This is a genomic window from Rhodoplanes elegans (assembly GCF_016653355.1).
In the GTDB taxonomy this organism is placed as follows: domain Bacteria; phylum Pseudomonadota; class Alphaproteobacteria; order Rhizobiales; family Xanthobacteraceae; genus Rhodoplanes; species Rhodoplanes elegans.
Map to the genome: position 1 here is coordinate 1 of NZ_NHSK01000112.1, position 14,120 is coordinate 14,120.

General features: G+C 70.3%; 11 protein-coding genes. 2 read left to right on the top strand and 9 right to left on the bottom strand.

The genetic code is table 11. From position 1 onward, the window contains the following. A partial coding sequence (locus CCR97_RS14635; protein WP_201159597.1) for a hypothetical protein occupies positions 1-196 on the bottom strand: 196 nt, incomplete at its 3' end. A gap of 157 nt (positions 197-353) precedes the next feature. On the opposite strand from CCR97_RS14635, the gene pcaB reads away from it, so the two are divergent. Together pcaB and CCR97_RS14645 are read left to right on the top strand one after the other, a co-directional pair. Further along, positions 354-1,727, top strand: coding sequence for a 3-carboxy-cis,cis-muconate cycloisomerase (pcaB, locus tag CCR97_RS14640; RefSeq protein WP_111357648.1), 1,374 nt, complete (start codon positions 354-356; stop codon positions 1,725-1,727). A 106-nt stretch (positions 1,728-1,833) separates the two neighbouring features. Continuing rightward, complete coding sequence (locus CCR97_RS14645) at positions 1,834-2,358, top strand: hypothetical protein (protein WP_146618763.1); 525 nt, start codon at positions 1,834-1,836, stop codon at positions 2,356-2,358. A gap of 7 nt (positions 2,359-2,365) precedes the next feature. On the opposite strand, the gene CCR97_RS14650 is transcribed toward CCR97_RS14645, so the two are convergent. The 8 genes from CCR97_RS14650 to CCR97_RS14685 all read right to left on the bottom strand — a co-directional run bounded on the left by CCR97_RS14650 (position 2,366) and on the right by CCR97_RS14685 (position 14,116). Beyond that, entirely contained in the window at positions 2,366-4,783 is a 2,418-nt protein-coding gene (locus CCR97_RS14650; RefSeq protein WP_170145863.1) for a putative bifunctional diguanylate cyclase/phosphodiesterase, read from the bottom strand. A gap of 94 nt (positions 4,784-4,877) precedes the next feature. Continuing rightward, positions 4,878-6,002 carry a DUF2336 domain-containing protein gene (locus CCR97_RS14655; protein WP_111357651.1) on the bottom strand — a complete coding sequence of 375 codons (1,125 nt, stop codon included), beginning with the start codon at positions 6,000-6,002 and terminating at the stop codon, positions 4,878-4,880. A gap of 4 nt (positions 6,003-6,006) precedes the next feature. Next, a complete protein-coding gene (locus CCR97_RS14660; RefSeq protein WP_111357652.1) occupies positions 6,007-8,754 on the bottom strand; it encodes a bifunctional diguanylate cyclase/phosphodiesterase in 2,748 nt (915 codons plus the stop codon). Positions 8,755-8,910: 156 nt separating this feature from the next. Continuing rightward, on the bottom strand, positions 8,911-9,861 hold the full coding sequence (locus tag CCR97_RS14665; protein WP_111357653.1) for a type II secretion system F family protein: 951 nt from the start codon (positions 9,859-9,861) through the stop codon (positions 8,911-8,913). A gap of 26 nt (positions 9,862-9,887) precedes the next feature. Then, positions 9,888-10,853 (bottom strand): type II secretion system F family protein, encoded by a 966-nt coding sequence (locus tag CCR97_RS14670; protein ID WP_111357654.1) that lies wholly within the window; start codon positions 10,851-10,853, stop codon positions 9,888-9,890. A gap of 82 nt (positions 10,854-10,935) precedes the next feature. Then, positions 10,936-12,420 (bottom strand): TadA family conjugal transfer-associated ATPase, encoded by a 1,485-nt coding sequence (locus CCR97_RS14675; RefSeq protein WP_201159599.1) that lies wholly within the window; start codon positions 12,418-12,420, stop codon positions 10,936-10,938. Between the two features lie 39 nt (positions 12,421-12,459). Further along, positions 12,460-13,689 (bottom strand): CpaE/TadZ family protein, encoded by a 1,230-nt coding sequence (locus tag CCR97_RS14680; protein WP_201159600.1) that lies wholly within the window; start codon positions 13,687-13,689, stop codon positions 12,460-12,462. Between the two features lie 49 nt (positions 13,690-13,738). After that, on the bottom strand, positions 13,739-14,116 hold the full coding sequence (locus CCR97_RS14685; RefSeq protein WP_146618840.1) for a hypothetical protein: 378 nt from the start codon (positions 14,114-14,116) through the stop codon (positions 13,739-13,741). Positions 14,117-14,120: the final 4 nt, after the last annotated feature.

Consider the following 14,120-nt stretch of genomic DNA (forward strand, 5'->3'; position numbering starts at 1 on the left):
GGCCGACGGACGGCGCCCGCGCGACGGCGGCCGGGGACGGGCGGCGGAACGGGACGATGTTGTCACCGACCGGCAGCACCACGTCGACCACCCGGCCGGCCGGCGGCGCCGGACGCTGCGCCGGCCCGGCCCGCAGGTCGGAGACCGCGGGCGGCAGCGGCGCGGCCTTGCTGCGGAGGTCGGACACGTCGAACATGGAGCGATTCTACACCTCCTGTCAGCCTAGCCTATCCGGCATGGTGCGACCCCGGAACCCGGCGCGCCCGCCGACTGTCCGCCCGAAAGGCCCGCCCGGATCGCCCACTGCCGACCGCCCGTACCCGCACCGTTCGGGCGCCCTGGAAGGATCCCCGATGCCCGCCACCGCCCTCGATTCGATGGTCCTGCGCGACGTCTTCGCAACCCCGGCGATGCGCCGGATCTTCTCCGACGAGCATCGGCTGAGCCTCTATCTCGCCATCGAGGCGGCGCTCGCCCGCGTCGAGGCGCGGCTCGGCGTCATCCCGGCCGAGGCGGCCGAGGAGATCGGGCGCCACTGCGCGCTCGACGAGATCGACCTGGAGAAGCTGAAGCGCGACACCGAGCGGATCGGCGCCCCGGTCCAGCCCGTGGTCGCCCAGCTCACCGCGCTCTGCCGCGACGACCTCGGCCAGTGGTGCCACTACGGCGCCACCACCCAGGACGTCATGGACACGGCGACGGTGCTGCAGATGCGCGAGGCCTTCGCGCTGATCGACGCCGACCTCGCCGCCATCGCCGAGGCGCTGGCCGAGCTCGCCCGCCTCCACCGCGACACCGTGATGGCGGCGCGCAGCCAGCTCCAGCACGCCATCCCGACGACCTTCGGCTTCAAGATGGCGGGCGTCCTCGCCGCCGTGCTGCGCGACCGCGAGCGCCTCGCGCAGCTCCTGCCGCGGGTTCTCGTCGGCCAGCTCGGCGGCGCCGTCGGCACGCTGGCGTCGCTGGGCGACAAGGGGCCGGCCGTGCACGCCGCCCTGATGGCCGAGCTCGGCCTCGGGGCGCCCGAGATCGCCTGGCACACGGCGCGCGACCGCATCGCCGAGGCGGGCGGGTTCCTGGCGCTCGTCACCGGCACCTGCGGCAAGCTCGCCCGCGACGTGACGCTGCTGATGCAGACCGAGGTCGCCGAGGCGGCGGAGGCCGCCGCGCCGGGCCGCGGCTCGTCCTCGACCATGCCGCAGAAGCGCAACCCGGTGTCCTCGGTGATGATCCAGGCGGCCGTACCGGTGGTGCGCCAGCTCGCCGCCACGCTCTACGAGGCGATGGTCGAGGACCACGAGCGGGCGAGCGGCGCCTGGCAGACCGAGTGGATCGTGGTGCCAGAGATCTTCTGCCTCGCCGCCGGCGTCCTGGCCCACACCCGCGGCGTGGTGAGCGGCCTCACGGTCGACGCCGCGCGCATGCGGGCCAATCTCGCGATCACCAACGGGCTCGTCACCGCCGAGGCCGTGCAGATGGGGCTCGCCCCGTCGCTCGGGCGCGGCAACGCCCATCATCTCGTCGCCGAGCTGTCACGCGCGGCGCTCCAGAGCGGACGGCCGCTCGCCGCCCTGCTGAAGGAGAACGCGACGGTGACGCGGCATCTCGACGCCGACGCCATCGACCGGCTGTGCGATCCGGCCAACTATACGGGCGCGGCCGGTGCGGCCGTCGACCAGATGCTGGCGCTGTTCGCGGAAGACAGTTCTCGGCCCGACCGCGGCTGAGGAGCACGCTCCGGCTGGATCGGTAGACACCACCGGTACGTCGATGCGGCATCACGGTTGCACGGCTGCCGCCGGTGGGTGACAGGACCGCTGTTTTGCGCTGTTTTTGATCGAGATCAGTTTCCTGCGCTTTTTCCGGTGTTCGCTGCTTTGCACGCGAAGTCTCATCCCCGTCGAAGCGACGAAGCCGAAGCATCGAGCCGTCGAGCCTCGAAGTCGTCGATCCATCGAAGTCCTGGCCGCAGACACCGCACCCGGCCCGGCAGCCTTCGCACAACGCATTTGCGGGTGGCCGACCGGAGACTTCGCCATGCCGCACCCACCGGAGTCGCTCCCACCGGAGCTGCGACACGCCTCGATCATCTGTGACGAGGCGGAAGCTCTGTCGACATTGAACCGCGCGCTGAGCACATCGGGATGCGATCACCGCGCCGCCGGCTTGGTCTGCGGCCTCCTCGCCGCCAAGGCCGCCGTGGTGGCCGTGAGCAGCACCACGGGCGACGTGATCGTCGGCTTCCACCGGCTGGAGACGCCGCACCGAAAGCGCTGGTTCCGGATCGGCGAAGGCGGCATGAACTTCGTCTGGGAGAGCGACGGCGAGAGCGCGGCGGGGTCGTCGACCCCGCAATGACCCGGCCTCAGCCGGCGTTGCGCTGCTTGCCGGAGGCCCGGTTCCGCCGCGACGATCCCTTCGCGGCGCCGACCCCGGCGACCGCCTTCAGCCGCGACAGCTCGTAGCTCCGCACGAACGGGACGACATCCTCGGCCGGCAGCGGGCGGCTGAACAGGAAGCCCTGCATCTCGTGGCAGCCGTGGTCGCGCAGGAACGCCTCCTGCGCCTCGGTCTCGACGCCCTCCGCCACGATGGTGAGGTCGAGTGCCTTGCCGAGCGCCAGGATCGCCTCGGCGATCGCCGTGTCCTCGGGATTGGCCAGCACGTCGCGGATGAAGGAGCGGTCGATCTTGAGGGTGTCGACCGGAAGCTGGCGGACCAGCGCCATCGACGAGTAGCCGGTGCCGAAATCGTCGATCGCCAGCTGGACGCCGCGCTCGCGCAAGGCGGTGAGGAGCGGCAGCGTGTTGGCGAGATTCTCGACCACCATGCTCTCGGTGATCTCGAGCTCGAGAAGCTCCGGCGCCAGGCCCGACTCGGAGAGCGCCGCCTCGATGTCGGCGAGCAGCGAGCCGTCGGCGAACTGGCGCGGCGACAGGTTGGCGGCGACCGGCATCGGCGCGAAGCCCCGGCGTTGCCAGGCCATCGCCTCGGCGCAGGCGGTGGCCAGCACCCAGCGGCCGATCGGCACGATCAGGCCGGTCTCCTCGGCGAGCGGCACGAACCGCGCCGGCGAGACGAGGCCGAGCGCCGGATGGCTCCAGCGCACCAGGGCTTCGAGACCGGAAATCTCGCCCGTCGCGATGCGACGCTTGGGCTGGTAGTGGAGCACGAGCTCGTCGCGCTCGAGCGCGCCGCGCAGCCCGGTCTCCAGCACCAGCCGCTCGAAGGAGCGCCGCTCGATCGCCGGCGAGAACAGCCGCACGCACCCTCGGCCCTCGTCCTTGGCGAGATACATGGCGGCATCGGCGCTGCGGGTCAGGGTGTCGCCATCGTGCCCGTCGGTCGGATAGAACGCCGCCCCGACGCTGGCGGTGACCCGGCACTCCTGGCCGAGCACGACGATCGGCTCGGCGACGGAGGCGAGAATGCCGCGGGCGATCTCCTCGACCGCCTCCGGCTCGGAGACGCTGGTGACCAGCAGCAGGAACTCGTCGCCGCCGAGGCGCGAGACCACGTCTTCCGCACCGATGCAGCCGGCGAGCCGGGCCGCGACCTCCTTGAGCAGCAGGTCGCCGGCGGCGTGGCCGAGCGTGTCGTTGATGTACTTGAAGCGGTCGAGGTCGATGAACATCACGGCGAAGCGCCGCCGCGCCGTGCGGGCCACCGCGATGGCGTCGTCGAGGGTGCGGCCGAACAGGACCCGGTTGGGGAGGCCCGTCATCTCGTCGTGGGTGGCGAGCCACTCGGCCCGCGCGACGGCGCGCTCGCGCTCGGTGACGTCCTCGAACAGCACCACGGCGCCGCCGTCGGCGACCGGCCACTGCGACAGCTGGATGGTGCGGCCGTCGGCGAGCGACATGGTGGAGCTGCTCGGCACGCCGCCGACGAGCCGGCCCTCGAAGAAGGCCGCCATCTCGGCCGCGTCGCCGTCCGGATGGTTGCCGGCCGCGATGCTGCGGACGAGCATGTCGCGGACCGACATGCCGGGCCGGAACGCCCCGTCCGGCAGCCCGTAGATCTCGCACAGGCGCGAGTTGCTGACGACCAGCCGGCCGCGGCGGTCGAACATGCACAGCCCGTGCGACATGTTGCTCAGCGCCGCCTCGAACCGCATGTTCTGCTCGGCCAGCGATCGCGCGAGCGCCGCCTTCTCGCGATGGGCGAGGCGGTAGCGCAGGCTGCGGCGGCCGAGCGTGACGGCGAGCTCGGCGGCGGCGGCGAGATAGAGCAGCGTGACGACGGCGAAGACCTGATAGACGACGCCACCGTGCAGGATCGCGCCGAGCGCGATCGGCCCGAGGGTCAGCACGACCTGGCCGATCGCGATGCGCGGGCGCGGGGCGTTGTGGGCCGTCGCACCCGCCGTGTAGCCGATCGTCGAGCCGACGATCAGCAGATGGGCGGTCGTGTCGGTCGTGATCAGGAATGTCGCGAGGCAGAGGGCGCCGAGCATCGCCGCGAACGCCCAGGCGCCGGCCGTCCACAGCCGCTCCCAGCGCCGCACCATCGCCTGATCGGTGCGGGCGCCGATCGGCTCCCGGCGATACGCGAGCACGAGCCACAGCCGCGCCGCCGCGACGGTGACGAGCGCGACCGCCAGCCCGACGAGCCAGGCGCTCTCGCCGCGCGCGGCGATCAGGATGCCGATCGCGATGCTGGAGCCCCAGCCCACGACCAGCGACGGCACCGGCGTGAAGAGGCCGGCGACCAGATCCGCATGGATGTCGGGCGGCAACGTCGCCCGCCGACCCAGCGCCACTCCCGGTTTCGCCCACCGCATCCCGAACCCGCTCCTCGCGACCCAGGATAGCCGGGGACGCTTAAGGAAACCTCGCCGGGACGGAGGTATCGAAGTCGTCCGCCCTGTCTGCATGTCAGATATTCGCCTCCGGCCGGCGGCGCGGCGTTCCGTCCCCCTTCGCGTGGCCGGCACGGCCGCGCAGGCGCAGGAACTGCACGGCCTTGCGGGCGGTCTCGGGCCGCAGCTTGGTGAAGGCCGTGAGCGACTCGCTCGCGCGATCGGCCGCACCGCCGTCGCGCAGCCGCAGGATCGTCTTGGTGGTGTTCCACGAGAGCCCGATCGCCTTGGCGAGCAGGATCACCAGCTCAGGCCGCGGCTGCACCATGGCGCGCTCGCAGGCGTCGATCGGCAGGTCGGCCATCTCGGCGAGCGCGATCGTCGTCTCGTCGAACCGCCCCGTGGCCGCGAACTCGCGGACCTTCGCCTCGTCGAGCGCGCCGAGCCGGCGCAGCTCGGCGACGTGGAGGCGCGCGTCCGAGTAGTCGGGCGAGAGGCGGCGCACCGAGGCCTGCACCCGGCCGGCGACCTCCGACAGCATCTCGCGCACCACCTTGCCGGACTGCCCCTCGACCGACTCGAGGGTGCGACGGACGTTCTCGGAGGCGACCGCGAGGAGCCGGAGGAGATGCTGGCGCGGAATGTCGTGGCGCGCGAACACGCCGGCGGCGAGCGCGTCGTCGTCCTTGGAGCGCTCGACCAGGACGCCGTGGCCCGCGTCCGAGAAGCGCGCCCCGCGATTGGCGATCGTGGACAGGGCGACGTCGCGATCGCCGCGCGTCACCAGCACGTCCGACACCGCCTCGCTGACGACGGCGCGCTTGGAGATGGCGAGGAGATGAGCCTGGCTCGCCGTGCTGGCGGTCTCGACCAAGGTCTCGTCGCCGAGCCGCTCCGACGTCGTCAGCACCGGGCCGGCGACGTCGATCGCCTCGTCACGGGCGAGCATCCGGATCAGGCCGCGCGGCGCGTTCGGCACGTCGGCGAGACGGCGCGCCAGCACGGCCCGGACCGAGATCTCCATCTCGCCGATCAGGCGCACCATCACGTCGTCGAACAGCGCGACCTCGTCCTCGTCGTACTCGGTGGCACGACCGAGGAACAGATCGGCGATGCGGCGCAGCGCCTCGGCCCGGTAGCCGATAGTGCGGCTCGCCAGCGCCTCTTCCAGCTCCTCGATGATGGTGCGCTGCTCGGCCATGGCGTCAGACCGAGCCGGTCGCGTCGGCCGTCGTGGGCCCGCCGATCGCGAGATCGGCGGCGGGCGCCGGCCGGCCGAACAGATAGCCCTGCATCTGACCGACGCCGGCCGCCTCCAGCATCCGCTGCTGGGCCTCCGTCTCGACCCCTTCGGCGACCGTGACCATGTCGAGGGTGCGGCCGAGATTGACGATGGCGCAGACGATGGCGCCGCAGCCGTCGCGGGCGAGCAGGTCGCGGGTGAAGCAGCGATCGATCTTCAGCTTGTCGAACGGAAAGGCGGTCAGGTAGCTGAGCGACGAGTAGCCGGTGCCGAAGTCGTCGAGCGCGACGGCGACGCCGAGGTTCTTGAGCTGATGCAGGGTCGAGACGTGCTCGACCTCCCATTCCAGCAGCACTCGCTCGGTGATCTCGATCTCCAGCCGCTCCGGCGGCAAGCCGGAATCGACCAGCGCGCACATGATCACGTCGAGCAGATTGGTCTTGCGGAACTGCACCGGCGAGATGTTTACGGCGATCTTGACGTCGTCCGGCCAGGTCGCCGCCTCGGCGCAGGCGGTCTGCAGGATCCACTCGCCGAGCGTCCCGACGAGCCCGGTGTCCTCGGCCATGGCGATGAAGCGGTCGGGCGCGATCAGGCCCTGGTCGGGATGGTTCCAGCGGACCAGCGCCTCCATTCCGACGGACCGCCGCGAGCCGGACGCAACGATCGGCTGATAGTAGAGCTCGAACTCGCCGCGCGCGAGCCCGGCCCGGAAATCGACCTCCAGCTGGTGGCGCTGGTCCGCCTCGGCCGCCATCGACGGATCGAAGAAGGCGAAGCCGTTGCGCCCGTTGCCCTTGATGGCGTAGAGCGCGAGATCGGCCTTCTTCATCAGCTCGGCGACCTTGACGCCGTCCTTCGGCGCCATCGCGATGCCGATGCTGGCGCCGACCGTGACCTTGTGGCCGTCGATGTCGAAGGGCTCGTCGACCAGGTCGACGATCCGGGTCGCGAGCACGACGGCGCTCTCGTGCATGGCCTCGTCCCAGTCGCCGCCCGCCACGAAGCCGCGGGGCGGCGACTGGATGACGGCGAACTCGTCGCCGCCGAGACGGGCCAGCACGTCCTCGGCGCGCAGCGCCTTCTGCAGGCGCCGCGCGATCTCCTTGAGCACCGTGTCGCCGGCGGCGTGCCCGAGCGAGTCGTTGACCGGCTTGAAGCGGTCGAGGTCGAGCATCAGCACCGAGAACGGCCGCTGCTCGGCGACGAGGCGGCGCCGCGCGCTCTCGATCTCCTCCAGGAAATGCGAGCGGTTGGCGACGCCGGTGAGCAGATCGTTGTGGGCGAGCCGGCGGATCTTCTCCTCGGTCTGGCGCCGCTCGGTGATGTCCTCGTGGGTCGACAGCCAGCCGCCTCCTTCCATCGGCTGGTTGAGGACCTGCACGATACGGCCGTTGCGGAGCGTGATCTCGTGGGTCGTCACGGTTCCGCTGACGATCCGCTCCCGAATCTGCCGCGTCACCGTCAGGGCGCGCTCCGGCCGGCCGCGCAGATCGCTGCAGCCGGAGATCACGTCGTAGAGCGGCGTTCCGGGCACGGTGTCGACCAGCGCGATGCCGTAGATCTCGCGATAGCGCTCGTTGCAGACCACCAGGCAACCCGTGCGATCGAACATCGCGAGCCCCTGCGTCATGTTGTTCAGGGCGGCGTCGAAGCGCCGGTTCTGGACCTTCAGCGCGGCCTGGTGCGCCAGCAGCGCCTCGTGCTCGCGGGCGAGCGCCGTGGACTTCTCGCTCAGCGCCGCCTCCGACGAGCTGGTGCGACGGTACTGACGGCCCATCAGGGAGAGGAGCGCGGCGGCGGCGACCAGAAACGCGAGCGTCGCGGCGGCGACCGCGAGACTGCGGCTCCACCAGCCCCCGAGCAGCGCGGCCTCGGGAACCGACACGCTCACGGCGAGCGGGAAGTCGTCGAGCTTCCGCACGACGATCCAGCGCGGCACGCCGTCGAACAGCCCGCCCGACCGATAGGCGCCGTTGCCGTCCGCATAGGCGGCATGCCACGGCGAATCGGGCGGGATCGACGCGCCGAAGCGACCGATCGGATCGGGATAGCGCGTGAACAGCTGGCCGTCGGCACGGGAGAAGGTCAGGATCTGCCGGTCGAGGCGTTTCACCGGACGGAACACCGACTCGAAATACTCGGTTCCGATGCGGATCAGGACGACGCCGAGGAACCGGCGGTCCGGCCCGTTGATGCGGCGCGCCAGGACCACGGTGTTGACGTCGTCGACCCGGGCGATGATCGGTATCGGGGTGCTCAGACGATCGTCGTCGTGCTCCTTCAGTTCGCGGAAGTACTCGCGATCCGAAACATCGATCTCGGGCGTGGGCCAACGTGCGGTCGACAGGAGTACCTGCCCTTTGGCATCCACCAGCCCGATCCCGAACGCCTGCGGCAGGCGTCGCAACCGGTCCACCATCAGGCCGCGGAAGGCCGGGGGATCGTCGAGCACCAGCCTCTCGCCGGCTCCCTTGTCCGATGCCGCGGAGAGGCGGCTCTGCAGGTCGCGCAGCGCGACGTCGGCCATCCGGAGCGATTCGTTGATCTGCCCGCCGAGCAGCACCGCGACGTTCTCGGCGTTTCGCAGCCCCGCCCGGATCTCGTGATCGCGGTCGAGCCACACGCCGATGCCGACGCCGCACGCGACGAAGCCCAGCACCAGCGCGGCGGCGCCGGACAACGTGCGAAACGTCCAGGGTCGGGGCATGAGGCGATCGTGAGCGGGTCGCTGTGAGAGGTCGACGAAGGTGCGGGGCCGCCCGGATCATGCCCGGAGAAATGCTAAGGATTCATGCAGCGGCGAAAGGACTTCGGAGCGCCGGAAATAGGTCTTCGGTATTAGTCGGAAGCAGTGTTTCGCGTTTCAATACGCGCCCATCTTCACCCGCACGACCACGGGCAGCAGAATGACGACGAACAGCACCGGAAAGACGCACACCATCAGCGGCACCGACAGCTTGACGGGCAGGCTGTAGGCCTTCTCCTCGGCGAGCGACAGTCGCTTGTGGCGCATGTCCTCGCTGTACACGCGCAGGGCGTCGGTGATGCTCGAGCCGAGCTCGTCGGACTGCTGAATCAAGGTGGCGAAGGAGCGCACCTCGTCGAGCCCGAGACGATCGCCGAAATGCTCGAGCGCCTCGGTGAGGCTGCAGCCCGCCCGCACCTCGAGATTGGTGATGTGGATGTTCTGGGCGAGCGCCGGATACGAATCGGCGAGCTCGCGGCCGACGCGCTCGAGCGACGCCTCCATGCCGAGCCCGGCATCGGCGCAGACGACCAGCAGGTCCATGAAGTCGGGGAAGCCGACCCGGTACTCGTCGCGCCGCTGCTTGACGATCCGGTCGAGCGCGAGGCTCGGGCCGAGATAGCCGGCGAGCCCGGCGAGGCCGACCACGCCCCAGTAGGACGAGGTCGTCGCGTCCATGACGGCGGGCAGCAGCACGAAGGCGAGCGCCGCGAGGCCGATCGCCAGCCCGAAGCGCAGGACGAAGAAGAGGCCGACGGCGCGCGGATCGAAGATCCCGGCCTGCACCAGGCGGGCGCGCAGCAGCTTCATGTTGCCGGTGTCGAGGCTCGCATAGTGCTTGGTGGTGTAGTCGACGAGCTTCTGCATCGCCTCGAGGCTCGCCTGCCGGAACGATCGCCGACCGCCGCCCTCGACCAGGCTTCCGCCGCCGACGATGCCGGCCGCCCGCCGCTTGACGGCCCCGCGCACCTGAAGCATCGCCATGGCGCCGAACGCGGCCGCGGCGGCGGCCACGAACACCAAGATCGTGATCAGCAGGTCGGCGTTCTCGGCGATCAGCGTGTCCATGCCGGCGGCTCTCTCCGGGGCGGCGATCAGATCTTGAAGTTGACCATGCGGAACATCAGGAGATTGCCGGCCAGCATCCAGGCAGCGGCGACCCCGAGGCCGAGCTTGGTGAGGTCGTATTTCCAGACGCTGCCGTAGAAGTCGGGCGCCACCATCTGGATCACGAAGAACATGCCGATCGGCAGCGCCGACAGGAGCAGGGCCGACATCTTGCCTTCCGAGGCAAGCGCCCTGATCTTGCGGCGCATCTTGAAGCGGTCTCTGATCACGGCGGAGAGATTCTCGAGGATCTCGCCGAGATTGCCGCCGGTCGAGCCCTGGATCGCGACCGCGGTGACGAACAGCGGCAGGTCGTCCTGACCGACCCGGAAGAACAGGTTGCGCATCGCCGTCTCGAGATCCGCCCCGTAGGTGATCTCGTCGGCGACGATGCCGAACTCCGAGCCGATCGGATCGGGCATCTCGCGCGCCACCATGGTGACGGCGATCGGCACCGGATGCCCGGCCCGGAGGCTGCGCACGATGATGTCGATGGCGTCCGGGAACTGCCCACCGAACTTCTTCTGCCGGCGCGATCGCATCGTCTTGAGCGCGAGGAACGGGCCGATCGTCAGCGTCGCGAGCGTCGCCGGGATGGCCTCGACCATGCTGTTGCGCCACACCAGCACGGCGCAGAACACGAGGACGGCGGCGATCAGCGTGTAGATCACGAGGCGGGTCATGCCGCCCGACATGCCGGACTGCAGGAGCAGCCGGTTGAGCGAGAGGATCGGCAGCGCGAGGTCTCCGCCGGAGGTGAGGCCGCGCTCGCGACGCAGCTGCACCAGGATGCTCTCGCGGTCGCGCGCGTCGTCGAGAAGCGCGAGCCGGCGATTGACCCGCTTGCGATACGACGTCGCCGAGGCGAACAGGAGATAGGCGCCCTCCCCGAACAGGATCGCCGAGCCGGCCGCCAATGCGTAGATCAGATAGACGGGATCGATGTCCGGCATGGCGGTCACCGAACGCGCGTCATGCCGGGACGCGGCGCGGTCGCGAGCCCGGAACGACGACGGAGGAGAGCGCGGGTTCTGCTCACAGCGGATGCCCCGGATCGAAGTAGCTCGACGGGATCTTGATTCCCTTGGCGGCGAGGTCGCCCAGCACCCGCGGCCGCACGCCCGTCGCGACGAAGTGACCCTGGACGGTGCCGTCCTCAAGCGTCGCGGTGCGGACGAACTTGAAGATCTCCTGCATCTGGATGATGTCGCCTTCCATGCCGGTGATCTCGGCGATGCTCATCACCTTGCGCTTGCCGTCCGAGAGGCGCGAGAGCTGCACGATGACGCGGATCGCGGCGGCGATCTGGCCGCGCACCGAGGCGATGGTCATCGGCAGCCCGGCCATGCCGATCATCTGCTCGAGGCGCGAGATCGCCTCGCGCGGATTGTTGGCGTGGATGGTCGCCATCGAGCCTTCGTGGCCGGTGTTCATCGCCTGCAGCATGTCGAACGCCTCCTCGCCGCGGCACTCGCCGAGGATGATGCGTTCCGGCCGCATGCGCAGCGCGTTCTTGACGAGATCGCGCTGCCGGATCTCGCCCTTGCCTTCGACGTTGGGGGGCCGCGTCTCCATGCGGGCGACGTGCGGCTGCTGGAGCTGCAGCTCGGCCGCGTCCTCGATGGTGATCAGACGTTCCTTGTCGGAGATGAACGCGGAGAGCGCGTTCAGCATCGTGGTCTTGCCGGAGCCGGTGCCGCCCGAGATGATGGTCGTCACGCGCGCCTTGACGAAGGCGGCGAGCAGCTCGGCCATCTGCGGACGCAGCGCACCGACGTCGACGAGCCGGTCGAGGTGGAGCGGCTTCTTGGAGAACTTGCGGATCGACACCAGCGGGCCGTCGACCGCGACGGGTCGGATCGCCACGTTGACGCGCGAGCCGTCGAGCAGGCGCGCGTCGCAGAGCGGGTGGGATTCGTCGACGCGGCGGCCGACCGCCGAGACGATCTTGTTGACGATGCGCAGGAGGTGCGTCTCGTCCTTGAAGCGCACCGCGGTCGGCTCCAGCATGCCACCGCGCTCGACATAGACGCATTCGTGGCCGTTGATCAGGATGTCGCTGATGCTCGCATCCTTGAGCAGCGGCTCGATCGGCCCGAGGCCCGTCATCTCGTCGAGGATCTCGGCGACGAAGTCGGCGAGCTCCTGGGTGTTCAGCGCGAGCCGCTCGACCAGCACGTATTGCGAGACGAGCTGCTGGATGTGCTTGCGGATCTCGTCCTCGGGCAGCTTCTCGAGCGCCTGGAGGTTGATCTCCTCGATCAGCCGCCGATGCAGCCGCACCTTGGCGTCGAGCAGCTTTTCACGCAGCACCGGGTTCGCGGGGGCGACCGACGGCGACGGCACCGCGGGCGGTGCCGGGGGCGCCGGCGGCGGCGGAGCGAGAACGGCCGCGGCCTCCGGCGTTCCTTCGGCGAACACGGTCCAGGCGATCCCGTCGGACGCGGCTGCCGCGTCGTCGGGCAACGCCGGCTCGACCGGCGGCGACGGCACCTTGCGGAAGCTGAAACGCCCTCCCATGATCTCCTGTCGCCCCTCTCCTGCCGTCCGTCTCTGCGATCAGCCGCGCGCCCAGGACAGGCTCAGGCGCCGCTTTCCGGTCGGCTCGGCCGCCGTCTTGTCGGTCGACACGACGGGCGCGACGAGCTTCTTCAGCTCGGTCGTGATCTTGTTGCCGGCCTTGACCTCGTCCAGCGGCACGCCCCGGTCGATCGCCTCACGCACCAGCCGATAGTCGTTCGGAATCGTCGCGGCGAAGTCCTCGCCCAGCGCCTGCTCGACGTCGCTGCGCCGCAGCCCGGCGCCGAACATGCGCTGCTCGAAGCGGTTGATGATCACCTGCGGGCGCGGCCCCTCCTCCAGGCGCTCGCGCACCGCGGTGACGAGCTGCTTGGCGTGCTTGATGCCCGGCACCGTCATCTCGCTCACCACGAACAGCCGGTTGGAGCCGAGCAGCACGTTGTCGGTCCACGAGAACCAGGTGCGCGGCAGGTCGATGACGACGTAGTTGAAGTGCGACGACACGAGGTCGAGCAGCCGCGTCACCGTGTCGGGATCGAAGGAGCGCATCTCGGCCGGCCGACAAGGCGCCGCGATCACGGCGAGACCGGAGGCGTGATAGGAGAGCATCACCTCGAGCAGCTGGCGGTCGAGCCGCTCGGGCCGCGGCTCGATCTCGTTGAGATCGAGCCGCGGCTCGAGGTCGAGATAGTCGGCGCAGGCGCCGTGCTGGAAGTCGAGATCGACCAGGCACGTCGCCGGTCGCGTCTTCTGATTGCCGCTGCCGAGCAGCAGGAGCGCCGTCTGGATGGCGAGCGTCGTCACGCCGGCGCCGCCGACCGCCGGCAGATAGGTGAAGATCTCGGCCTCGCTCGGCTCGTTGCCGGCCGGCGTCTGCACCACCCGGGCGCAGGTGCGCACCAGCTCGACCGGCTGCACGGGCTTCACCAGGAAGTCGGCGATCCGCATCTTCAGCAGCTGCCGCATCACCTCCTTGTCGAAGGCGTCCGTCACGGTGACGACCGGCGGCCAGCCGGCGAGCCGGGCCGTCAGGGCCTCCAGGGCCGCCATCGCCTCCGCGGTCGCGCCGTGCAGATCGACGACCACGACGGTCGCCTCCGCCGCCGCGACCTCGGCGGCCGCGTCGGCGATGCTGCCCGGCATCAGCTCGAGCTCGACCTGCGGCGCCGCCGCGAAGGTCTCCTTCGCAGTGCGGGCGAACTCTGGATCGGGCGTGACGACGACGACGCGGGTCTTGCTGCCGGAGGTCTTGGTACGGGCACTTCGCATGGTCGAGTGTTCTTTCGGCACGTTGGAACGCGGCGGACGTCCGTCGCGCTCAGTCCTTGGCGGCCTCGCCTCCCGAGGTCGAGCCGGCGACGGTCGGAGCGCCGTCGCCGGCCTGCGCGCCTTTCCAGGTCGAGGTGGTGCCGAGGCCCTGCGGCTTCGTCACCTTGCCGCGCCGGTAGCGCTCGGCCGCGATGGCGACATTGGTGCCCTGGCCAGGGATGTGGCGGTCCGCCGCCGCCTTCGGCCACGGATCGATGGTGTGGATCGCGACGTTGTTGGCGACCGCATCGCCCGCCCCGAACACGACGGCCTCGCGGCGGTCGTAATAGATGTCCGAGCATCCCCCGACGAGCGCGGCGAGGAGCAGCGCCCCGCACAGCGCGCGAGGGCGGACGCGCTTTCCGTCGCGCGCTTCACCGCACCCCATGTCA

Coding starts and splice junctions, on each gene's coding strand:
- CCR97_RS14670 (WP_111357654.1), bottom strand. CDS start 10,853: ATGCCGGACATCGATCCCGTCTATCTGATCTACGCATTGGCGGCCGGC.
- CCR97_RS14650 (WP_170145863.1), bottom strand. CDS start 4,783: ATGCGGTGGGCGAAACCGGGAGTGGCGCTGGGTCGGCGGGCGACGTTG.
- CCR97_RS14660 (WP_111357652.1), bottom strand. CDS start 8,754: ATGCCCCGACCCTGGACGTTTCGCACGTTGTCCGGCGCCGCCGCGCTG.
- CCR97_RS14675 (WP_201159599.1), bottom strand. CDS start 12,420: ATGGGAGGGCGTTTCAGCTTCCGCAAGGTGCCGTCGCCGCCGGTCGAG.
- pcaB (WP_111357648.1), top strand. CDS start 354: ATGCCCGCCACCGCCCTCGATTCGATGGTCCTGCGCGACGTCTTCGCA.
- CCR97_RS14680 (WP_201159600.1), bottom strand. CDS start 13,689: ATGCGAAGTGCCCGTACCAAGACCTCCGGCAGCAAGACCCGCGTCGTC.
- CCR97_RS14685 (WP_146618840.1), bottom strand. CDS start 14,116: ATGGGGTGCGGTGAAGCGCGCGACGGAAAGCGCGTCCGCCCTCGCGCG.
- CCR97_RS14665 (WP_111357653.1), bottom strand. CDS start 9,861: ATGGACACGCTGATCGCCGAGAACGCCGACCTGCTGATCACGATCTTG.
- CCR97_RS14655 (WP_111357651.1), bottom strand. CDS start 6,002: ATGGCCGAGCAGCGCACCATCATCGAGGAGCTGGAAGAGGCGCTGGCG.